The organism is Streptomyces candidus, assembly GCF_014207445.1.
Classification (GTDB): Bacteria; Actinomycetota; Actinomycetes; order Streptomycetales; family Streptomycetaceae; genus Streptomyces; species Streptomyces candidus.
In genome coordinates this window covers 15,926-37,260 of record NZ_JACHEM010000030.1, presented here as the reverse complement: position 1 = coordinate 37,260, position 21,335 = coordinate 15,926, and the positions used below count along the sequence as shown (strand labels likewise).

General features: G+C 65.6%; 15 protein-coding genes and 3 pseudogenes. 12 read left to right on the top strand and 6 right to left on the bottom strand.

Going from position 1 to position 21,335, the window contains the following annotated elements; translation table 11 throughout:
* The first annotated feature begins 310 nt into the window (after nt 1-310).
* The 3 genes from HNQ79_RS31330 to HNQ79_RS31320 are packed head-to-tail and all read left to right on the top strand — an operon-like array spanning nt 311 to nt 2,266.
* Nucleotides 311-538: a hypothetical protein gene (locus HNQ79_RS31330; protein ID WP_185036366.1), complete on the top strand. Its 228-nt coding sequence runs from the start codon at nt 311-313 to the stop codon at nt 536-538.
* Nucleotides 535-1,551 carry a hypothetical protein gene (locus tag HNQ79_RS31325; RefSeq protein ID WP_229923750.1) on the top strand — a complete coding sequence of 339 codons (1,017 nt, stop codon included), beginning with the start codon at nt 535-537 and terminating at the stop codon, nt 1,549-1,551. The genes HNQ79_RS31330 and HNQ79_RS31325 overlap by 4 nt, the downstream gene beginning before the upstream one ends.
* Nucleotides 1,451-2,266, top strand: coding sequence for a hypothetical protein (locus HNQ79_RS31320; protein ID WP_185036365.1), 816 nt, complete (start codon nt 1,451-1,453; stop codon nt 2,264-2,266). The genes HNQ79_RS31325 and HNQ79_RS31320 overlap by 101 nt, the downstream gene beginning before the upstream one ends.
* Nucleotides 2,267-2,605: 339 nt before the next feature.
* Here the strand turns inward: HNQ79_RS31320 and HNQ79_RS31315 are convergent, their stop codons facing one another.
* Complete coding sequence (locus HNQ79_RS31315; RefSeq protein ID WP_185036364.1) at nt 2,606-2,953, bottom strand: hypothetical protein; 348 nt, start codon at nt 2,951-2,953, stop codon at nt 2,606-2,608.
* A 450-nt stretch (nt 2,954-3,403) separates the two neighbouring features.
* Nucleotides 3,404-3,559 (bottom strand): hypothetical protein, encoded by a 156-nt coding sequence (locus HNQ79_RS31310; protein WP_185036363.1) that lies wholly within the window; start codon nt 3,557-3,559, stop codon nt 3,404-3,406.
* Nucleotides 3,560-4,077: 518 nt separating this feature from the next.
* Between HNQ79_RS31310 and HNQ79_RS34310 the strand changes: the two are divergent.
* A pseudogene (locus HNQ79_RS34310) lies at nt 4,078-4,653 on the top strand (HNH endonuclease); the annotation flags it as partial.
* Nucleotides 4,654-4,960: 307 nt separating this feature from the next.
* On the opposite strand, the gene HNQ79_RS31305 reads toward HNQ79_RS34310, so the two are convergent.
* On the bottom strand, nt 4,961-5,107 hold the full coding sequence (locus HNQ79_RS31305; RefSeq protein ID WP_185036362.1) for a hypothetical protein: 147 nt from the start codon (nt 5,105-5,107) through the stop codon (nt 4,961-4,963).
* 82 nt (nt 5,108-5,189) lie between these two features.
* On the opposite strand from HNQ79_RS31305, the pseudogene HNQ79_RS31300 reads away from it, so the two are divergent.
* Nucleotides 5,190-6,005, top strand: a pseudogene (locus HNQ79_RS31300) (IS5 family transposase).
* An 83-nt stretch (nt 6,006-6,088) separates the two neighbouring features.
* Here the strand turns inward: HNQ79_RS31300 and HNQ79_RS31295 are convergent.
* Together HNQ79_RS31295 and HNQ79_RS34670 are read right to left on the bottom strand one after the other, a co-directional pair.
* Nucleotides 6,089-6,544 (bottom strand): hypothetical protein, encoded by a 456-nt coding sequence (locus HNQ79_RS31295; protein WP_185036361.1) that lies wholly within the window; start codon nt 6,542-6,544, stop codon nt 6,089-6,091.
* A gap of 132 nt (nt 6,545-6,676) precedes the next feature.
* Nucleotides 6,677-12,982, bottom strand: a complete 6,306-nt coding sequence (locus HNQ79_RS34670) for an RHS repeat-associated core domain-containing protein (protein WP_229923751.1) — start codon at nt 12,980-12,982, stop codon at nt 6,677-6,679.
* Nucleotides 12,983-13,394: 412 nt separating this feature from the next.
* Here HNQ79_RS34670 and HNQ79_RS31285 point away from each other — a divergent pair, with 412 nt between their 5' ends.
* The 3 genes and pseudogenes from HNQ79_RS31285 to HNQ79_RS34295 all read left to right on the top strand — a co-directional run bounded on the left by HNQ79_RS31285 (nt 13,395) and on the right by HNQ79_RS34295 (nt 17,727).
* Nucleotides 13,395-16,493: a VCBS repeat-containing protein gene (locus HNQ79_RS31285; RefSeq protein WP_221508343.1), complete on the top strand. Its 3,099-nt coding sequence runs from the start codon at nt 13,395-13,397 to the stop codon at nt 16,491-16,493.
* A gap of 463 nt (nt 16,494-16,956) precedes the next feature.
* Nucleotides 16,957-17,292: pseudogene (locus HNQ79_RS34300) on the top strand (glycerophosphodiester phosphodiesterase); the annotation flags it as partial.
* A gap of 198 nt (nt 17,293-17,490) precedes the next feature.
* The gene (locus HNQ79_RS34295; protein ID WP_260421895.1) at nt 17,491-17,727 is read left to right on the top strand and encodes a DUF6207 family protein; all 237 of its coding nucleotides are present in this window, start codon (nt 17,491-17,493) and stop codon (nt 17,725-17,727) included.
* Between the two features lie 130 nt (nt 17,728-17,857).
* On the opposite strand, the gene HNQ79_RS31275 is transcribed toward HNQ79_RS34295, so the two are convergent.
* Nucleotides 17,858-18,433 carry a hypothetical protein gene (locus tag HNQ79_RS31275; protein WP_185036359.1) on the bottom strand — a complete coding sequence of 192 codons (576 nt, stop codon included), beginning with the start codon at nt 18,431-18,433 and terminating at the stop codon, nt 17,858-17,860.
* Between the two features lie 138 nt (nt 18,434-18,571).
* Between HNQ79_RS31275 and HNQ79_RS31270 the strand changes: the two genes are divergently transcribed.
* The 4 genes from HNQ79_RS31270 (at nt 18,572) to HNQ79_RS31255 (ending at nt 21,166) form a co-directional block, all read left to right on the top strand.
* Nucleotides 18,572-18,898 carry a transposase gene (locus HNQ79_RS31270; RefSeq protein WP_185036358.1) on the top strand — a complete coding sequence of 109 codons (327 nt, stop codon included), beginning with the start codon at nt 18,572-18,574 and terminating at the stop codon, nt 18,896-18,898.
* A 5-nt stretch (nt 18,899-18,903) separates the two neighbouring features.
* Nucleotides 18,904-19,662, top strand: a complete 759-nt coding sequence (locus HNQ79_RS31265; RefSeq protein WP_229923757.1) for an IS3 family transposase — start codon at nt 18,904-18,906, stop codon at nt 19,660-19,662.
* A 132-nt stretch (nt 19,663-19,794) separates the two neighbouring features.
* Nucleotides 19,795-20,928 (top strand): IS110 family RNA-guided transposase, encoded by a 1,134-nt coding sequence (locus HNQ79_RS31260; protein ID WP_446560487.1) that lies wholly within the window; start codon nt 19,795-19,797, stop codon nt 20,926-20,928.
* Between the two features lie 25 nt (nt 20,929-20,953).
* Nucleotides 20,954-21,166: an integrase core domain-containing protein gene (locus tag HNQ79_RS31255; protein ID WP_185036356.1), complete on the top strand. Its 213-nt coding sequence runs from the start codon at nt 20,954-20,956 to the stop codon at nt 21,164-21,166.
* Nucleotides 21,167-21,335: the final 169 nt, after the last annotated feature.

The following is a 21,335-nucleotide window of genomic DNA, read 5'->3' as shown; positions in this document are numbered from 1 at the left end:
GGATGGAAGGACGACACCGCGAGGTGTCCTGCCTCCATACGACGTTCTCCGCGTAGGGATTGCAAGGAATTTCGGGAACTTCGCCCGCGGAACCCGCCTGTTGTGCTTGGGGCCCGTCGGCCGGCTCCCGCGGTGCACCTCAGGGGTCACCCACCGTTCTAATGTTCCGTGATTCCTTGATCACGTGGCGTAGCGGTCGGGGTGCGGTCCATGCTGGGGCTCCTCAACAGCGGCCAGGCACCCGCTCGTTGAGGGGCACCCCCGACTGACGTGGCTTCCGGATGGCTGCGCCACCCCCGCGAGGAGCGTGATGAAACGCAAGACGATAGCGGCAGCAACGGCGCTGACGCTGATCACGATGCTGGTGTTCGGCTGGAGCATGGCGATGGCGGCCATGGGACACGCAGCCCTGATCGCCTCCCTGGCCCCGATCCTGGGCCTCACCGTCCAGCAGGTCCACCGCGCCACCAAGGCCCGCACCACCCGGGCCTCCGCCCCGCGCCTCACCGCGGGGGACAGGGAGGGCGGGGACCAGTGAACACCTCCGACACCCCCGACACCTCCGCCTCCCGGCCGGCACCTGAAGCGGCCCCGGTACGCCCCGGCCGCAAGCTCGGCCCCATCGCCGACACCGTGGGCAGCCCCCACCGGGCCTGGCTGGAACCCACCCGCACCAGCTACCTCACCAGCGGGCGCACCCTCAGCGACCTCAGCGCGCACGTCCATCTCGCCAAGTCGAAACTCTCCGAACTCCTGCGCGGCGTCGGCCACTACCCCCGCTGGGAAGTCATCCACCGCCTCTCCACCGAACTCCACCTCCCGACGTGGCCGCTGTACCGCCTCTGGAAAGGCGCGGCCCTCGACATCGGCAAGTCCCGCGACTGGGTCCAGTCCTCCACCGACGGCACCACCCTGGCCACCACCCACTTCGGCCCCCCGATGGAACACGGCGCCCTGCGCACCCTGCTCCTCAAGGACTACTGCCGCTACGCGCTGGCCTTCCTGCCCGACGACGCCTGCGAAGCCGCCGTCGAGGACGCCTTCGCGATCCTGTGGCTGTCCTTCACCGAAGCCCTCACCAGCCCCGACATCCGCCGCTACGCCTGGAACGTCCTGCGCGCCACGGTGATGGCCAAGCCCCCCACCGCGACGGCCGCCCCGAACTCGAAGCAGCCGCGTTCGACACCCTCTTCGCGGTATCGCCCCGCACGAGTGAGGACGAAAAACACGCCCGGCTGCCCCTGCACACCGGACTGTTCATCGCCATCAGCAAGCTGCCCGACGCCCACCTCGACATCACGGTGCTGCGCCACCTTTGCGGCTTCACCCCCGAACGGGCCTCCGACCTCCTCGGGGTCCCTCTCGCCACCGTCCTGTCCGGCGAGCGCCACGCAAAGCGCGCCCTGGAAGACGCCGCCATCCTGCCGCCCGCAACCGGAGGACCAGTCCTGTGACTACCCTCGAAGACCTGCTCGCCACCGCCCTGCTGGCACCCAGCCGCCCCGTGCCCCGAGACATCGTCCCCCTCCGCGACCCCGCCCCCGCGCATAAAGCCACGCCGCCCATCACCCCACCCCCCGCACCGAACACCTCAGCCGCCGACGACCTCCGCGCCCTGTGCGAAACCCTCGTCACCCACACCCCCGCCACCGCCGTCTCCGCCTTCGTCACCGACCAAATCCCCGAACCCCGCAGCGCCCTGATCCTGGCCTGCGTCCTGCAGCTCACCGACACCGACGACGCCGCCCGCTTCTGGTGGCAGTACGCCGCCGGAGCCGGCCAGCCCGCCGCCGCCTACTGCCTCTACCTCCACCACCTCTCCCTCGGCGAGCACGAAACCGCCCGCTGGTGGCACCGCCAGACCAACAACGTCCAACCCACCCCCACCACCTCCCAGACCACCATCCGCTGCAACAACCAGCCCACCGTCCTGCACCACGACGCCTCCCTCACCTCCATCCTGCGCCTCCTGCGCGGCCTCGCCCGCCAAGCCACCCGCACCCGCTCCGCCGTCCTCACCGAACTCATGGACTACATGCCCACCGCCGTCGCCATCGGCTACCTCCGCGAACCCGACATCGAACTCCCCCTCCCAGGCCCCGGCTTCGCCCGCAGAATCCGCACCCTCCTGGACAACGCCGCCAGCCGACCCGACAGTCCCAGCGACCTGCCCGCGCGCCCCCACCCCCAACCGAAAACCCGCCCCGACAACACCCCCTGCCCCCCGCGCACACGACGACAGGTAGGAGAGACCGCCACCCGGTAACACTCGCCCCGCCCGCGCGCCCTGCCCGCTACTCGACCCCGCCGGCTCGTCGTGCCGTGACGGTCACAGGCACGCGCGGGCGGGGCAGTGCACCAGTGCGGGGCACGCCCAGAGTGCGACGGACGCGGGTGGCCCAACGGGTGAGAACGCCGCGACGGCCGGCGCGCCTGTGCCCTGCGACGTGTGTGCAGCCGGATGTGCGGCTCGGCCATGGCGCAGCCTGGCGTCCGAGGTCGTCGAAGCCGGTCGCACCGACGTTTGGGGTACCCGCTTCGACGGCCGCATTACCTGGTGGTTCCGGTTGTGCTGCTGGCTACGGACGGTGTGAAGGCCTGCCCGTCACACGCCGACCCATGTGTTGACGACCCTGTCACCGAGGTTGCACCAGGCGGTGCTCTTCGCGGGTGCCCACACCCAGGGGCCGTAGTGCGTGTACTGGTAGCCGCCCAATGTCTCGCACCTGATCACCTGTCGGTACCGTCCCGCGTCGCACCAGCTGCTGTTCCCGTGGTGCCCCGCGCTGCCGCGCTCCGGCTGGCCCCAACACGCGCGTGCCGCAGCGTTGTCGGATGCCGTGACGGCGGGAGGTTCGCCCGCCCGGGCGTCGGTCGCGGACGCGACGAGGAGCGCCGCAGTGACACCGCCTGCGGCCAGTAAGGACACGACCGGTTGCAGAAATGACTTCATGATCCGTTTCTCCAGGTCCTATCCGATCCCTCCCGCCCTCGATAGGTCAGGAGAAATGCGAGGGTTCCGCGACAGCGCACCTGCCGCCGGACTTCGTGCCCTCTACTCAAGGCGGGGGAACCGTTGCGGCGTCGTATCCGTTTTCCGATACGCCAGCGGAACACCCGGCACGGCATAGCGTCCGGCAGAGCACACAGCCAAGCGGCTGGACGCTTCACGACCGGCCGGACGGGCGGAGGACGGGCCCCCTCGGGAGATCTCGCGGACGACGCGGCGGCGCGTACCGCCCGGGTGCCACGCACCCTCAGCCGCCGCCCGGCGAAGCAGCCTCACCCGTAGCCGCCATGGCCGCGTGGTCATCCGGGTGCAGTCATGAGTCGATGTGCTTGTCCTCCTCGCCGGGAAGTTCGGTGCCTAGCGGCCAGCGGTAGCCGGCGTCATGCAGCTTGCTCAACGCAGAGTGGTCGTTGGCCACCAGTACCTGAGCCAGCCGGCTGCTGCGGTGACCACGGCAGACCAGCCCGGTGCGTCCAGATAGACCTCGTCGATGGCAGCGGCCCCGACCGAGTCCTGTACCGCGCTGTAAGCCACACCAAGGCGCGCCATCAGCTCAACTTCCTCCTCGATCGAGCCACACCTCCCGCTGCCATGTCGGGCTGGCCAGCGCCACGACCGCAGGCACGACATGGAGACGGTAGGACGGTAGAGCGACACCGTGATCAATCACGAGGGAAGAGTACGCACCTCATAATCGGCCTGACAGTTCCAGCCGTCCCAAGGCCCGTCACGCGGCTGTGCCCGGTGGCGTGCGGGTGCCGGTGACAGGTCCCGTGTGCGAAAGCGCAGCGAAGCTGGAATGGAGAAGCGGTCATCGGACATGCGGCGCACGGCGGCCGCGGTGGCGACGCTGACCGGCCGTCATGTCCAGCGCATACCGACAGTGGATGCTGTAGTGACGCAGTCTGCGTAGCCGCTGCGCTCTGGCAGGGCGGCCCCGTCTCCAGGACGGGGCACTGTTGCGGGTCGCTGGGCAGCATCGTTTCTCCGGTGAACCTGTTGGCCCAAGTGCCTGAGTAGCTCCGGGTGATGGGGTGAGTTTGTGGGCGGGCGGTAATGGTGCCGGGGTGATCAGGAACCTTGCTCGCGGCTTTGCCGCGCTCAGCCTGTCCCTGACTCCCCTTCTCGCCCCGGCGCCGACGCTGGCGACCGAGCGCGCCGAGACAACGACCCTGGCCGACGCCGTGCACTGGATCCCGGTGGCCGACGAACGCCGCGAGGGTTACGTCCGTACCGCGTTCAGGCACTGGAACTTGGGTGCGGTGGCCTCCGACGGCTGCAACACCCGCGCCGAGGTCCTGATCGCCGAAGCAAGTGAGGCACCGTCCGTCGGCCCGAACTGCAGGATCTCCGGCGGTGAGTGGCACATGGTGCCCCTCACCGAAGCCTGGGACTCCGGCGCCTCCGGTACGCCGCGAGGCCTACGCCAACGACCTCGGCGCCCCGCTTCCCTCGTCGCGGTCACTGCCCGCTCCAACCGGTCCAAGGCAGACCAGGACCCCGCCCAGTGGATGCCGCAGCTGCCCACCGCGCACTGCCGCTACCTCGCGGAGTGGACCTTCACCAAGCTGCGCTGGGACCTGGCCGCCGACCCCGCCGAGCTCGATGCCCTCGCTGTCTTCGCTTTCGGGCAGTGCAAGGACGCCCCCTGTCCTCTACACCGCCGTCCCGTAACCCACGGGCCGGCACGTGGGTGCGCGGGAGCCGCTCACCGCGGCGGCCACAGTGATGCTGGCCGCGTGCGGCGGCTCCCGCAGCACCGCACCGGACGACCCGGACCCTCGTCTTCGTATGGCACCTGTCGGTCCCGATGCCCGCAACCCCTCCGGATGTTCTGCCGTACCTCCCGAGCTGGAAAGCCGTACGGCTATGAGCTGCTGAGACGTTGGCACGTGTGTACCACCAGCTCAACAGCCAGACGGGTGGGGAGACGAGAGGGCTCGCGGGTGGTCAGCGGCCGAGACGCGCGCGAACCATGCCGAGCATCCCGTTCAGTTCGTCGACCTTCAGGCGCCGGGCGACGGCGACATAGCCGACGATCAGCACCAAGCCGCCTGCCGCCAGTGCCGAGGCGGATCCGAGGGCGCCGGTGCCCATGGCCCCGAGCGAATGGCTCCGACATCACCCAATAAGAGGATGTCTCACGTGGTGGGTTGGTGATGCGGCATGATGTTGGACCGTGAGTGTTGATCTGTCGCGTCGGCTCGTGCCCGACGGCTTGTGGGAGCTGGCAGCTCCGTTGCTGCCAGGGTTCAAGTCCCGTCCGCAGGGCGGTGGGACCGCCCCGGTCGATGAGCGGGCGGTGTTCACTGCGGGTGTACGTGCTGACCAGTGGGTGTGCCTGGCGGCATCTGCCGCCGACATTCCATACCTCGCCGGCGACAGCGCATCGTCGGTTCACGATGTGGACCAAGGCGGGAGTGTGGCGTCGGCTGCACCGGTCGGTGTTGGACGAGCTCGGGGCCAGGGGTGAACTGGACTGGACTTCGGCGATTATCGACGCGGCGTCCGTCCGTGCGAAAAAAGGGGATCTCTGACCGGGCCGAATCCGGTTGATCGCGGCAAGAAGGGCAGCAAACTGCATGTGCTGTCCGATGCCCAGGGCCTCCCTTTGGCCGTTGCCGTGTCGGGGGCGAACCTGCACGACAGCCAGGCGTTCAAGCCACTGATTCTCGCCATTCCCGCCATCCGGTCCCGACGCGGACCGCGTCGGCGAAAGCCCGTGAAGATCCGCGCGGACAAGGCATATCACTCCGCCGAACACCGCAAGTGGCTCCGCGCCCGGAACCTCGTCCCACGGATCGCCCGCCCCGGCATCGAGTCCGGCGAACGCCTCGGCCGTCACCGATGGAAGATCGAGCGGTCGATCGCCTGGCTCTTCGGCCACCGACGCCTCACCGTCCGGTACGAACGAAAGGGCAGCCACTTCCTCGCCTTCCTGGGTCTCGCCGCAGCTCTCACCTGCTACAAGAAACTGGCGAAACTCACCACATGAGACATCCTCTAAAATTCAGTATGTCCTGGACAGCAACCCCATGGGTTTCTGGTCTATGTTGCCGTAGATAGGTGAGATAAATTTCAGTCTGACCCGACAGAGCGGGACCAATATTCTTGAATAAGGTTGAACTTCCCCTCGAAAATTCGATCGAATTCTTTGCTCGTAAATGCGCCAGGAATAGGAAGTGCCCGTCCTTGCTCCCGGACGAGACATATGTTCCACCAGTAGCCACCACGCGTGTAGTGGCTCCTTTTCTCGACGCGGACAACCTCACCCCATGGAACGGATCTACGGCTGATAAACGTACGGAACAGTATGCGATCTGCGGTGAGCAGGGACCGTCCGTATCCCCGATTTATGACATGAGCAATCGAGAAGAGCCACAGGGATCCAATAATGATGATCAACCAAAACGGTTCTCGAGCACTGAGTGAAATAGCCACTTCCATGGCGCTGAATATAATCGTCAAGTAAAGCGCCATCCACCAATGTTTACGACGAGAGGCTGCATCAAAGGAAATCCATGTGTCGGCCATAGGGGCATTCTACAAAAATGTTTCTTGAGAGGGAAGGGTGCGCTGGTGTGCGAAGCAGCCTGACCTCAGCCCTAGGTCGGGTGATGGCGCTGCTGCCCACCCTGATGCTGGAAGGCAGCAGCACCTGTCAGGTCAACCCCTCAAATTTCCCGCCGTGAAAGTTCCAAGGGCGGTAAATCCGATGGAACTTACGTCGGCGACCTGGCCTACACCTATAGCTGCCCCCGCAGTCGCATGCCCTATGACCTGCTCTCGGAATCGCCCCGTATGCGAGGCGTTTTTGAGTGATTTTCCAGCTGCTTTGAGTGCGACTGCGCCGCCTGCGAGTCCCAGGGATGCGGCACCGACAACGCAGCTCCCCCATTGTTTAGAGAGACACGCGTCGGCGGTTGTGACGGCAGCCAGCCCCAATCCTGCAACCATCGCTACGGTGGCCACTGCCCCGAAGGGACCAAGGGCTATTATGCCCAGCCCCATAGCGACATAGCCTAGGGCCGTACTGTTCTCCTGGATGAACTCATGGGTTGCGCTGACAACTTTCCCTCCGGTGTTGTTCCATGCGCTCTTGATCCCGCTTCCGATGCTGCCCCAGAAGCCTTCGTCCTTCTTGTTCTCTTCGGCCTGTCGTTCCGCTCTTTCGCGTTCCTTTTTGAGCTCGGCGAGGTGACGCTTGTGGGCGGCTTCGCTCTGTCTACGGAGTTTCTCGCCGGAGTTCAGCTCTGCAGGAGAGTATCGTGTAAGCCCGCGTCCCTTGACGTAGGAGTACTTACGCCCGGTTGCCTTCTGTGTGTAGTAGTTTTTGGAGACTGTTCCACCGATGGCCCGGGTTTTCTGTTCGTAGTCTCTTCCGAACTCGACCTTTGTGACGTTTCCCGTGCCGCCGCGGCCGTAGGAGCAGCTGTACTGCCCACTCCAGCATTCCTCGTAGGCCTCGCCGGTGGGGTCGGCGTAGGTGGCGGGGTTGTTGTTGCCGTACGTATATGGGTTGTGCTGGCTGGGGTCGCCGGTGAGCAGGAGTGGGTCGACGGAGAGGAACCGTCCTAGCGTGGGGTCGTATGCGCGGGCGCCGAGGTGGGTGAGACCGGTGGGGTCACTTGTGCCGCCGACGAAGCCACGATCGCCGGGCCAGTTGGTGCCGGTTGCGGAGCGAGACGCCCCGAAGGGGAGCTGTTTGCGGCGAGTGACGGCTTGGACAGCTCCCATGGAGATCGCGATGAGTGCTGTGCCCTGCTGGTCGGCGAAGAGGAAGGAGAAGCCTGCGCTAGTGCGTACGGCGACGGTTTCTGTTCCGTGCGAGTAGTAGCGGGTGGCGGTCTTCGTGCCGTTTCCGCTGACCTTGAGTTCGTTGCCGCCGGGCAGATACGCCGTCGTGGAGCCGTCGGCGTTCTTGGACAGCATGCGGTTGCCGGCGGAGTCGTAGAGGTACTCCGTTGTCTTGCCGGCCTCGACGATCTTGGCCAGCTTGCCCTCCGCGTCCCAGGCCAGGTTCTGCACACGTGAACCTCCGGCCCGGGTGAGCGTGTTACCCGCCTCGTCGTAGGTGAAGGATTCCGTCTTGCCGTTCGCCGGGCCGCCGCTGGTGGATACCGTGCGCTGGGCGTGGGGGCGGACGTCTCCCGCCTTGCCTGCGGTGTAGGTACGGGTGATCTCCGAGGAACCGGCGCCCGTGGCGTGCTGGACTTCCTTGGTGCGGTTGCCCGTGGTGTCGTAGGAGTAGCTGTGCCAGTAGGAGTCCGGTCCGCCGACCGTACTCGCTGATGGCGTACCGGCGCAGGTGTCGGTGGCTGACTTTGCGGTCCAGGCCTCGGTCATACGGCGCAAGGGGTCGACGGTGAAGCACTGCGTGTCGGTGACGGCGGCGGTGCCCTGCCCTGATGTGCTGGCGATTCGGGTGGTGTTACCGGCGGGGTCGTAGCCGTACCGGGTGTCCTCCACCCGCAGGGCGACGTCTCCGTCGAGGGTGCTGCGGGTGAGCTGCCCGGTGTGCTCGTCGAAATTCTGGGTGCGGTAGATCTTCTGTCCGAGTGTGCCGTACTCGGCTCGGACTTGCCGGCCGTAGACGTCGTAGTTGGTGGCGTTTACCAGGACGACGGAGCCCGCGGTTGTCTTCTGTGGGAGGTTGGCCTGTCCGAGGACGCTGGTCTGGCGTTCGTCGGGCAGCCCGCCGAGCGCGGGGTGCTTCACCCATTCCTGGGCGCCCGTGTACTGGTTGTGTCCGAAGGTCCAGGTGTAGGTGCCGGCCGCGGCGCCGTCGGGCACGGTGACAGTCGACGAGGTGGGTTGGTAGCGCTCGTTATAGGCGCCGATGGTCGTGGTGTAGGCCTTACCGTCCACGAAGCGGGTGTCCGAGGCGGGCTGCCCTTTGAGTACGGTGTCGTAGGTCCAGGCGGTGCGGACCGTGGCGCCTTGCTTGAGTTCTTTCTGTCGGCTGAGGGCGTCGTAGGTGGTGGTCAGTGTGATGCCGCGGGCGTCGGTGGTGGTGGTCGGACGGTCAGCGCTGTCGTAGGTGGTCGTGCTGGTGCCCTTGTCCGGGTCATTGGCCTGGAGGAGGCGGCCCCGGGCGTCATAGGTCCAGGTCCAGGTGCTGCCGGCCGGGTTGGTCATCTTGGCCAGCTTGCTGTTCTTGTCGTACGCATAGGTGGTTGCCTGGAACGCGGTGCGGGCGGTGTCGGTGTACTCGCGGGTTTCCGTTTTGCGGCCGAGAGCGTCCATGAAGGTCGTGAGGGAGGTCCCTCCCTTGGGAGGGATGACAGTGGTGCGGTCGCCGTTGTACTGAGTGGTGGAGCGCTTGGTCTCATTGCCGAACTGGAGAGCGATCACGGCTGTGGTGCGGCCGGCTCCGTCGTACTTTGTCTCAGCGCCTGCGGGCACACGAGAGTCGTCGCCGCCGACGAGCGTGGCCGACGCTGCTCCCTTGGCGTAGTAGGCACCGTAGGTTTTCCAGGCTTGGCCCCGGGTGTCATAGAGAGTTTCCGTGACGAGCCGGTCCGACGGAGCGCCAATGGCGGGCGTCTGTGTCTGACGGGGGCGAAGCAGGCCGTCATAGAAGGTGTACGAAGTCTCGTACTGGCCCTGGTAGTTGAGCACCTTGGTGGTAGTCACGTTCGGTTCACTGCGTGACATGCGGTAGCTGATCTCGGCCGAAGGCACGGTCGGGTGATCTGCCTTGGTCCAGCCCAGCGCCCATCCCTTGATCACTCGGCCGAGGGCATCGTGCTCCGTATCGGTGCGCTTGCCGTTGGCGTCCACGCTCGCCGTGGTCACGCTGCGACGCGGGTCGGTGATTTCCTTGGTGGTGTGGCCGAGGACGTTGGTCGAGACGGTTTCTGTCGGTAGTTGGCCGGTGGCCGGTGAGCGCGTGATGGTGGTTTTGGCGCCGGAGGCGTCGGTTGCCTCTGTTTGACGCCCGTAGCTGTCGTACGCGGCGGAGTTGACCGTGATGAACCCGGTGCCTGTGCCGTCGTTCTCGTCACGCCGGGTCTCGTCGCCCTTGCTCGGCGCGGCCCCCATACTCGTCGAGCCGTCGTAGTAGTACCGCTTCGTCGCCACCAGATCGGCAGGCAGCGAGGGGGCCGTGCCGCAGGGCTTGGCCACGGTCCTCGATTCGGCGAGCGGGTTCAGAATGTTCGATGTGGTGTTGCGGGCGTAGGCGAGGGTGGTGCACTGCTCGTCGCCGCTCTGGGCGGTGTCTCCAGTGTCGGACTCGGTGGCGACCATGCCGTAGGAGTCAAATTCGCGGGACACCTCGGTGCGCCGGAGGGCGCCGCCGGTGATCGCGGTGCGGGTCTGGTCTTTCTGCGTTCCGGTGGAGTGCGCGTATACGGTCGGCAATGAGTCGACTGCGCGGGAGTGGGTGGCGGTGGCTGCCGAGCGCCAGGGCGTGTGGGTGGTGGCGGAGACGAGGGCGCCTCCGGAGCCGTTGTAGGTGGCCGTTTCGCGGGTCATTCCGGCGTAGGCCTCGTGGTCGGCTGCCTCATGGCCTTCCCCGTCGGCGACTTTGGCGCCGGCGATACCGCGGAAGTAGCGGGTCTCGCTCAGCGTCTGGGGGCCTTCTGCCGGGTCGCCCGTGCGGACCTGGACGCGCTCGTACCCCTTGCGGTCGCCCCAGGTGCGGTGCTTGGCCTGGGTGAATTCGTCGTCTCCCTTGGTCCAGGCAAGTCCGCCGAGGTAGGTGTAGTCGGTGCGCTTGACCGGTGCGCCGGCGGTGTTGTCGGACTCGAGTACCTGGGTGACTACGTAGGAGTGGAACCAGTCCTGGTAGGGCTCGTAGTTTGCGGCGGGTGCGTCCGGGGGTGACCAGACGACCGGGTAGCAGCGTCTGGTGTTAGACGACGCGGTGGGCAGGGAGGTTTTCGTGCAGTCTGCGGCGGAGTAGGTGACGCCGATCGTGCCGCCAGTCTCGGTCTCGATGCCGTAGATGCGGTAGCGGTTGTAGTTCGGGATCTCATCAACGGCGCCCGCGACACGGTTGGGCAGCTGCTGGGCTTTGAATGTCACAGACGGCAGCGTGATCGGGGTGGCGGCGCTATGCCCGGTGCGGGTGAGGGAAGCCAGCCAAAGAGGCGGGTCGGTGCCGTCTCCAGGCGAAGGGAACTGGTGGGTCAGTGCCCAGGAATCGACCTTCTTGTGGGTTCCTCCGTCCAGCGCCCAGGTAGTGATGCCGGTCAGGCGCTTACGGGTGAAGTACGAGGGGGACGAGTTCGTCTCGCACTTGTCGTTGACGTCGCAGTACTGGTCGAAGGGCACATCCGGCCACTTCGTCGCGTTCGCTTCGGTAAACTTTTCTGCCGCGCAGTCGAACGAGGCGTTGCTCAGGCAGCGTTCGGCGACGGTGAAGTCGACCCTGGCGGCCGGCTTGCCGTACATGTCGCCGGACCGCAGGCCGTATTCGATGCGCCTGAGATAACCGCCACGAGTATAGGGGGTCAGAGTGCCCTTGTACGTGGCGTCAATGTTGCGCTGGTAGTGGTTGGTCTCCTTGGCCCAGTAGTACGTCATCGCGTTGCCGTGCGGGTCGACGACGTAGTCGAGGTTCCAGCGCCAGCCTTGCTGGCACCAGGAGTCCTTGAATGTGCTGGCGTGGCAGTCCTCACCCGCGTGGTTGCCGAACACCGGTACGTTCCACGTGGAATTGGTCTCCTCCTTGCCCGTGGTCCAGCCAGGCAGACGGTTGTAGCCGAAGTAGTACTGGGTACCGTCGGCCGTGGTCACCCGCCAGTGCTCACCGTCTGTGTCGCCGTTGGCCCGATCGGTGTTCTTCACCAGGTCGATTCTCGTGCCATCGTCGTCCTGTTTGCGCCATTTGCCATCCGCGTCGTTCCTTACCAGTTCGCTCGAGGAGCCGCCGAGGGACAGGGTGGCGTTCTGCTTCTTCCAGCATTGGTCCCCGACCTTGTGCGACGGATTGTTGCCGTTCTTCTTGTCGTCCTGGCAGGAGATATAGCGACGCTCGATGAAGCCGGGTGACAAGGACCAGCCGTCGCCGATCCAGTTGGCCTGGTTGTTCGTGGCTGCTGTGCGACCATCCACAGACTGTGACGAGTAGGAGAGGCCTAGGTCCGGTTCCAGTTCTCCGGGCACGGTCGGCGTCTGGAGGTCGTAGTTCCAGCTGAAGCCGCCGGAGGAGCCGCCGGAATTCCACTTGCCTGAGGGGGCGAGTGTCGTGGCGGTGAAGTTTCCGCTGGAGCCGGAGGGGGCTGCAGTCACTGCGAACAGAGCGGCACCGTCGGCAACCGTGTGGGTGCGGTTGACCGGGGAGGACTGCTGCACCGGCTGGCCGGCCTGCTGCGCGGAGACGGAGCTGACACCGGTTTCGACCTCGGCCGACAGGGTCTCCTCTTTGCGGTCATTGTGGGCCTGGAGCACCTTGCCGGGCACGCAGCCCTGCGCGCCCGGCGTGCTCAGAGCACAGGCAGGAATCTGGCGCAGAGTCAGGCGGGAGGCCCAGTCACCGCCGTAGATTCCAGCGAAAGAGGAGTAGTCGAGTTTCAGACCGAGCCGGCCCTTGCCGCTTCTGCTTCCGTGGCCTTGTACTGCTATCAGTACTCCGTCGACCCCTGCGGTCTGGGCAGAACTGCGGTCCAGAACCTGGACCTGCGCCTGCTCAACGGCAGCCGCGCTTCTGCGAGATGTGTCACCGACCGCAGCGGTGGTCTCAACGGGAAGTGAACCAGCCCAGGCTGCGGGAAGGTTCTTTCCCTTGTCCGCCACGGTGAACGTCGCCACTCCGGCGGTAGGCCAGTCGGCCTTGATGTCCGGTTTGAAAGGGCGCAGACCCGCCTGGTCCGGTTTGTTCAGATGCTTGCCCTCGACTTCGGCGACCGGGACGGGATCCGGCTTCAGCAGTTGGCGCAGGTTTAGCTCGGCTGCGGCCGCCACCGGGCCTCCCAACAGGCCGGCCAGCAGGTAGGCCGCCAGGGACGCAGCGATGATCCGCACATGTCTGCTACGGGTTCGTATGGCACGACGGAATGCCAAATGACGCAATCTGGACACAATTCCCCCCATGAGAAGTACACAAGGATGAAGATCCTGCGGACAGTAACAGGGAGGGCACCCATCTGACAGGGAGACGGAGAATCTGATTCACCTTCTCGGCCCTTTCCGAACCGAAATTCGGCCGTGCTTGTAAAATCCTGCACAAATCGGCCTTGACGGAATGTATTTACTCCTCTAGAGCCGACACTTTGCCTCCTCGGGGCCGCGCTGTTGGTGCAAATGGTGACAATCGGAGGGAAGATCGTTACCTACCTATTAAGCATCTTCCGGACATGATTTCCGTTGGTCGTGCGCCAGGTACTGGGACCTGTAGTGTGCCGGGAATTCGAGTACACACTGAAAAGGAAGTGTGATGAGGATTCAGCACCGAAGGCCCAGACACACGCCACGCCTGCGGATACCGCTGGCCCTACCGCTGGCGCTTGCCCTGGCGATCCCTCTGGCGGCGGCAGGACCAGCCCCTGCTGCGGCGCCGCCCCGTGCGGCCGCGGCGCCCGAGCCAGTTTCCGAAGAGGCCGCGGCGATCGCCAAGGCACAAAGAACGGGCGGCCCGGTAGAAGTCCTTGCCCAGCGCACAGAGACGTCCCAGGTGTTCGCCAACCCCGAGGGCACCTTCACCCAGGACACGTATGCGGTGCCTCAATGGGTGCGCAAGGACCGCACCCTCGTCCCCATCGATCCCGACCTGCAGAGCGCCGGGAACGGAACTCTGGTCACCAAGGCCACAGAGGTCGGGTTGACGTTCTCCGGAGGAGGAGAGGGCCCGCTCGCGACCATCACTCGCGACGGCCGCAGCATGTCCTGGTCATGGCCCAAGCCGCTGCCCAAACCAGAAGTTTCGGGAAACACCGTCACCTACCCCGAGGTCTTCAAGGGGGTAGACCTGAAGCTTCGGGCCGGAACGAGCGGCTTCAGCCAGCTACTCGTGGTAAAGACCGCCGAGGCGGCCACCAACCCGGAGCTGAAGAGCCTCGACTTCAAGCTCGGCACCGAGGGCGTGGATGTGTCCGCCGACGAACATGGCAACCTCAAGGCCGTGAACCCGGCCGGACAGGTCATATTCACCGCCCCCACGCCTCGGATGTGGGACAGCAGCGACGCCGCCACGGGTCCGGCCACCCTGGGCAGAGCCGCCCAGTCTCCACCCACAGACGAGTTCGAGCCCGGCCACGGAGCCCAGGAAGCAGCCATGCCCCTCGCGGTAGCTGAAGACCAGATGACGCTCGAACCCGACCAGCACATACTCACGGGCAAGGACATCACCTACCCGGTCTACATCGACCCCTCGGTCAGCGGATCACGCGAGGCCTGGGCCATCGCGTACAAGAAGTACCCATCCGCCACGTTCTACAACGGCGCCGGCTGGATCAACGCTGATGGCAGCAAGGGCACCTCAGCGGCACGCATCGGCTACGAGAACCAAGACGGTGGCACCGGCCGCTCCTTCTTCCGCATGGACTCCAACAATCTCTGGAACACCGACAAGGTCATCACTAAGTCCGTCTTCCAGATCCGGAACAGCTGGTCCTGGTCCTGCACCGACAGGCCCGCAGAACTGTGGCTCACCGGCAGCATCAGCTCCTCCACCTCCTGGAACAACCAGCCGTCCTGGGGGCGCAAGCTGGCCTCGGTCAACGAATCCAAGGGCTACAACAGCTCCTGCCCTGCTGGGAACCTCGCCTTCGATGTGACCTCCGCCGCCAACGACTCGGTCACGAACAAGTGGAACAACATCACCCTCGGCATGCGCGCCTCCAATGAAACTGACACCTACGCATGGAAAAAGTTCGACGCCAAATCCGCAGTACTCTCCACCACCTACAACACCCGCCCGGACAAGCCGACCGGCCTCTACACGTCACCGAGCAGCGGCTCCAACTGTGGGGTCACCACCCCGTACACCACCATCGGCAACACAGACGTCTACCTCGGTGCGAAAGTCATTGACCGCGACGGCGGTACGGTGAAAGCCCGTTTCGTCCTGTGGCCCACCGGTCATGGAGGAGCCAGCAACGAGGTCAATCAGCTGGTCTCGGTCACGTCGGGAACAGTAGCCAAACTCAAGACCAGCAAGGCCGCTCTCTCGAAACTCCTGTCAGACGCCAAAGTCCCCAACGGCGGAACGTTCACGTGGTCAGTTCGCTCCGAGGACGGCGCGCTAAACAGCGCCTGGACCGCCCAGTGCCACTTTGGCTTCGATGCCACCCGCCCCAGCAACCCCCCCGGAGTTACCTCCGTGCAATTCCCGAACGGTGATGACGGCTGGCCAACCAACACCGGAAGTGTGCGCTCCGAAGGAACTTTCACCTTCACGAGCGGCGGTATCGCTGACGTGGCCAGGTACGAATACTGGAGCGACTGGGACACCACCCGCCGCACTGCCGCACCGGCCGCCGCCGGCGGGTCGATCACCGTAAAGCTCACACCAACCGTCGCCGGATCCAACCATCTCTATGTCCGAAGCTTCGATAGGGCAAACAACCCCTCCGACGAAAACACCTACCTCTTCTACGCCAACGGCACCAAGGTCCCCGACAAACCCGGCGACATCAACGGTGACGGAAATTCCGACCTGTGGGCCATCGACAAGGACGGCATCTTGCACCGCTTCTACGGTGCCGGCGACGGCCAAGTCGCCGACGCCTCCGCTCGAGCCAGCGCCGACACCTGGACCGGCGCCAAAATCACTCACCGCGGCGACTGGACCGACGACGGATACGAAGACCTCATCGCCCTGCGCAACGACACCGCCCTCGGCACGCACCGCATGTGGCTTCATCACAACAATGGCTACGGCTTCGCGTGCACCAACTGCACAAATGTCCCAACACGGCAGGAACTCACCACCTTCGACCCCGCCAACAACCACTGGAAGAGCGGCGCCAAACAGATCCTCGCCGTCGGCGATGTCGACGGCGGTACGGACACAGACGGCGACGGGAAACTCGACATTCCCGGATACCCCGACCTGATCGTCAACGACGGGAAGTTCCTCTGGCTCTATTACGGCGCGCCCGATAATCGCCTCGACAGTGTCCGCGACCCTGTTCTGCTCGCCGGTCCTGACGACCCCATTTCCGAGGGCGTCTCCACTGTCGGCGAAATCACGCTCGCTGCGCCAGGGGACTGGAACGCGGACGGACAAGCCGATCTCGTCGCTCGGTACGACCGGCCGGACGCAGGCGGGCTCTACGTCTTCCATGGGCGCGAGGGCGACTATGGCTATGACATCAGCCTCAGCGATCGTGCCCTGATCGGCTGGAATTGGAGCACGGCGACTGTTCCTCAATTCACCGCTGCACCGGACGCTAACAACAATGGCAAGTTCGACCTATGGGCCACCACGCCAAATTCAGGCGAACTCCGGTTTTTCGCCGACTTCACCTCAGCGTTGCATACAACGCTGACCACCGCGTCGAATGCGTTCGCCAACTACCAAACCATCAGCTGATCCGCCCACCGTCCGTGGACCTGGGCACCAAATCGGTGCCCAGGCCGCGGCCGGACGATAGTCAGCCTGCATCGGTCTACGTGTGCCGACTGCCCAGAGCGAGCCGGCCAGCCCCACAGTGGCAGGACACCAGGCGTCGCCAGTGTGACCGGGCCTGATGCAGACGCTGCGGCCAGCTCGTCTTCCGCCCCCAGCTGCAGCCCAGATCCCACCACTGCGCCACCAGCGCATACGCTAGAGCGAAGCTCGGCCCCCGCCTGTATAGCTCGCCGTGCCACCCCCGCCCATCGCAGCGCCGTCCCGTAATCCACGGGCCGGTGTGAAGGGCGCGCAGGAGCTGTTCACAGCGGCGGCCACAGTGTTGCTGACGTGTGCGCTGGCTGCTTGCAGCGGCACCGCACCAATTCCGCGAACAGCGCCCCGGCGGTGAAGAGGTACTGGGGCGTCTGTCCGCGCGTGCAGGCCATCGGCCACCCTCGCTTCTCTCCAGGCAGCTGCCCGTCATGGGGCGGAGGCGGTGGAGACGGACGTGCAGCACACCAAGGACGGCACGCCGGTGCTCATGCATGACGAGACCGTTGACAGGATGACCGACGGCACCGGGGGCGTCGACCCGCTTACCTATGCGCAGTTTTCCCGGCTGACGGTCACCGGCGGAAGCCGCCTCCCCACCCTGCAAGAGGCGCTGAAGCTGCTGCAGGCGGGCCCGGCCCGGCTGTTGCTGGAGATCAAGGGGCCGCAGAGGGCTGCCGCCGTCCATTTGGCCCTGCAGCAGGTCGCGGACGCCGGAATAGCCCGCCGCACGGTCCTGCAGTCCTTCGACGAGCAGGTCGTGAAGGACATACTCGGTCAACTTCCAAGGCCTCTCGACCCGACCCAGGAAGTCCCACGGCTGCACAAGGCAGGGGTCGAGGTATTCGTCTGGACGTGCGTTCTCGACCGAGTGAACTCCGGGCGTACCGGTAACTGGCGGTGGGGCGGCCGTGTTCCTGCGGGCATGGAACTCACCGATGACGCCCTGGCCGCCCACCTGCCCGAGCCGGGCCTTGCGGTACTGACCGTCCACGCCCTGGACGAGGACACTCTCCTTGAGGTGTGCCGTGTCCTGGGGGAGCGGTGGGTGGCCACCACCACGGTGCGGGCCCAGCGGTTCCCGGGCCAGCATGGGGCGCAGGCCCGGGTGTACGTCGACATCCGGCGGCCGCCCTTGGCGCAGGACGGGTGCACGACGTGACCTGGGTACCGGAAGTGGTGGGCAGATGCGGTGTCATACCAGGGTGAACGACGGCCGGTCCTCTGCCTGGGCCGTGTAAGCCCCCACCACTGGCGTGAGGGGTTTGCAGTGCCGTGGGATGGGTGTGGTGTCAGGCTGCTTTCGCCGCGTCGACGACTTCGCCGGCGGGGGGTGCGGTCACGTCGACCGGATTGTTGTAATCGCTGAAGGACGTGGTGGTGGTCCCCTTGGTGCCCTTCTCGTCGAGCTTGAGGATGTACGGGTCGCCCTCGGTGGCCACGTAGAGGGTGAGGGTTTCGCCCTTGGCGGTCTTCTTCTGCAGGACGGCGGTGTTCTTGCCCTGGATCTGGGTGTCCTTGCCGCGGGTCATGCCCTGGCGTTCGGACTTGTCGTTGTCCATGGCGGCCAGGAGCGCGTCCTTGTCGCACCCGGTCTGGGCGGCCTTGGCCTCGGCTGCGGGGAGCTTGACCCACTTGTCCTTGAACGCGGCCACCTGCTTCTGCGCCTTGGCGCCGCCGCCCTGCTGCTTGAGGGTGGCTGTCCAGTAGGCGGCGTTGCCCTTGATGTAGGTGTCGGGGCCGATACGCCGCATTTCCGCCTTGGCGTCCTGCAGGGTGTTCGTGCCCCGGCAGCTGCCCTTGGTGTCCAGGGCGTAATCGGCTGTCGAGGTCTGCGCGCCGGCGGCGGTCTCGGAGGAGAGGCGCATGGACTGGGCCTTCTTGGTCGCGGCGATGGCCTTGTCGGCTATCTGATCAGCGCTCTGCCCCTCGAAGGCCTGTTTCTCTTTGGCAGGTGAACCGCCCCGTGTTCGATAGAGACTCGATTCCGTGAAAGGATTTGAGTCATGGCACGCCCTTCCTCCTACCCCCCTGAGCTGCGCAAACGAGCGGTCCGTATGGTCGCCGAGGTCCGCGGTGACTATCCGAACGAGTCGGCCGCCTTGAGGGCGGTCGCCCAGAAGATCGGGATCGGTTCGGCCGAGACCCTGCGGAACTGGGTGAAGCGGGACGAGGTCGACTCCGGGCAGCGGCCGGGGACGACCACGGAGGAGTCCGCGCAGATCAAGGCGATGAAGAAGGAGATCGCCGAGCTGAAGCGGGCGAACGACATCCTGAAGGCCGCGGCGAGTTTCTTCGCGGCCGAGCTCGACCGGCCACACACACGCTCGTAGCGTTCATCGACGAGCACCGGGCCCGCTTCGGCGGTGTCGAGCCGATCTGCCGCGTGCTCACCGAGTACGACTGCAAGATCGCCCCTTCCACCTATTACGCCCACCACAAACGACTCCGGGCCCCGTCGGCCCGCACCCTTCGCGACGCCGAGCTGAAGCCGCTCATCCAGCAGATCTTCGAGTCCAACTACCGTGTTTACGGGGCCAGGAAGGTCTGGCGTGAGCTGCACCGACAGGGCCACCTCGTGGCCCGGTGCACCGTTGAACGCCTGATGCGCGAGCTGGACATCGCTGGTGCCGTCCGCGGGAAGAAGATCATCACCACAATCCCGGACAGCTCCGTGGACCGGGCGCCGGACCTGCTGGACCGCAACTTCGTCGCGCCGGCCCCCAACCGTTGCTGGGTTGCCGACTTCACCCACGTCAGCACCTGGTCGGGAGTCGTCTACGTCGCCTTCGTCGTGGACACCTTCTCCCGCCGGATCGTCGGCTGGTCCGCCTCCCTGTCGAAGGAGACACGCCTCGTCCTGGACGCGCTGGACATGGCCCTATGGCAACGCGACCGCGACGAACAGCCGTATAGGCGTGGCGAGTTGATACATCATTCCGATGCCGGGTCGCAATATACGAGTTTCCGACTCGCCGAGCACCTGGACGCCGCCGGCATTGCGGCCTCGATCGGCTCGGTCGGCGACGCATACGACTGTCAGTCTGTTCGTACCGGATCCCGCAAGGATTGGGTAGCCCCGGCCGTGACGGTCTGACTCTTGCTTATGACTGGCCCCACGGGTGTCCTGGCGTTGATCTGTCGACCGCCGGCCGGGCACGCAGCAAGCGCTGCCGCCGGACGGACGTGACCTGATAGGAGCCTGGAGCCAACTCGTCAAAGCGTCCCCGTGACAGTCCTGTCCGCCCGGCCGGCGACAGCGTGCACCCCACGCTACCGACCGGGAGGAACAGTGAACAGCGACGAACAGCACAGGTCCGGGTACGTTGTGATCGGTGTCGACACGCACAAGCACGTGCACGTTGCAGCCGTGATGGACACGATTGGCGGGATCCTGGGGACCTTGACGATCCCCACCGACACCGGCGGCTTCCAGCAACTCCTCAACTGGGCTGACTCCTTCGGCAGGATCCTCGCGTTCGGGATCGAGGGCACCGGTTCCTACGGCGCCACCCTGACCTCGTTCCTCCGCCGATCCGGGCACAAGGTGGTCGAGGCAGGCCGCCCCGACCGACGGCTGCGGCGGATGAACGGCAAGTCCGACACCCTGGACGCCGAGAACGCCGCGCGCGCCGTGCTGGCCGGCTATGCGACGGCCACGCCCAAGAGTGCTGACGGCGGGGCCGAGATGATCCGCCAGCTCAAGGTCGCTCACGATCAGGCTGTCGAACAACGCTCCGGAGCCATGGTCACCATGAAGGCCATGCTCGTCCACGCCCCCGACTCCCTGCGCCGCGAGACCGCCGGAAAGACACAGATCTCCCTGGCCCGGCACCTGGCCGCCCTGCGCCCCCAACGCCTCGAAGCACCCGAAGACGCGCTCCGCCACCTCCTGCGGACCCTCGCCAAACGGTGGCAGTACCTGAACGCCGAGGCCAAGGAGCTCACACAGATGATCGGGGAGCTGGTCGAGCGGACCGCCCCGCAACTATTGGAGCCCTTCGGCATCGGCGTGGACACCGCCGCGGAGATCCTCGTCGTGGTAGGCGACAATCCCGGGCGCATCAAGTCCGAAGCCGCCCTCGCCAAACTCGCAGGCATCGCGCCCGTGCCCACCGGCTCCAGCATGACCAGCGGCAGGCACCGCATCAACCACGGCGGCCACCGCCAGCTCAACGCCGCGATCTACCGCACCGTCATCGTCCGCATGCGATTCCACCAGCCCACCATCGCCTACGTCACCCGCCGCACCGCCGAGGGCAAGACGAAACGGGAGATCATCCGCTGCCTCAAACGCTACGTCATCCGCGAGGTCTACCATCTGATCCGCCCCGCGCCACGAGCCCTGCCCCAAGCCAGTTGACAACTATAGGAGCGTCAACGCCCTCATGGAGTCCACGATCGGCCTGTACAAAACCGAGCTGATCAAGCCCGGACGACCCTGGCGAACCCTCTCCCACGTTGAACTCGCCACCGCCGAATGGATCGACTGGTACTGCCACCGCCGACTCCACGGCGAAATAGGGCACATCCCACCCACCGAATACGAGACCAACTACTACCTCACCAGCACGAAACCCCAGGTCACCACCACAAGCTGAGGTCTCTACCGAACCCGGAACGGTTCAAGGAGCCTTGCCGTCGGCGTCGGAGGAAGCGTCGGAACATCCCGTGACACCTCCTGCCAGGGCAGCGCACGCCACCACGGAGACCAGCATGTTCCGGTTGACCGTACGAGTCGCCTTGCGCTTCACGGTGTACTCCTTCACG

Bases quoted from the DNA above. Each gene is read 5' to 3' on its own strand.
- HNQ79_RS31285 (WP_221508343.1), top strand. From the start codon at position 13,395: ATGAGGATTCAGCACCGAAGGCCCAGACACACGCCACGCCTGCGGATA.
- HNQ79_RS31275 (WP_185036359.1), bottom strand. From the start codon at position 18,433: ATGCGCCTCTCCTCCGAGACCGCCGCCGGCGCGCAGACCTCGACAGCC.
- HNQ79_RS31295 (WP_185036361.1), bottom strand. From the start codon at position 6,544: ATGGCCGACACATGGATTTCCTTTGATGCAGCCTCTCGTCGTAAACAT.
- HNQ79_RS31305 (WP_185036362.1), bottom strand. From the start codon at position 5,107: ATGGGCACCGGCGCCCTCGGATCCGCCTCGGCACTGGCGGCAGGCGGC.
- HNQ79_RS31255 (WP_185036356.1), top strand. From the start codon at position 20,954: ATGGAGTCCACGATCGGCCTGTACAAAACCGAGCTGATCAAGCCCGGA.
- HNQ79_RS31270 (WP_185036358.1), top strand. From the start codon at position 18,572: ATGGCACGCCCTTCCTCCTACCCCCCTGAGCTGCGCAAACGAGCGGTC.
- HNQ79_RS34295 (WP_260421895.1), top strand. From the start codon at position 17,491: ATGGAACTCACCGATGACGCCCTGGCCGCCCACCTGCCCGAGCCGGGC.
- HNQ79_RS31315 (WP_185036364.1), bottom strand. From the start codon at position 2,953: ATGAAGTCATTTCTGCAACCGGTCGTGTCCTTACTGGCCGCAGGCGGT.
- HNQ79_RS31310 (WP_185036363.1), bottom strand. From the start codon at position 3,559: ATGGCGCGCCTTGGTGTGGCTTACAGCGCGGTACAGGACTCGGTCGGG.
- HNQ79_RS31330 (WP_185036366.1), top strand. From the start codon at position 311: ATGAAACGCAAGACGATAGCGGCAGCAACGGCGCTGACGCTGATCACG.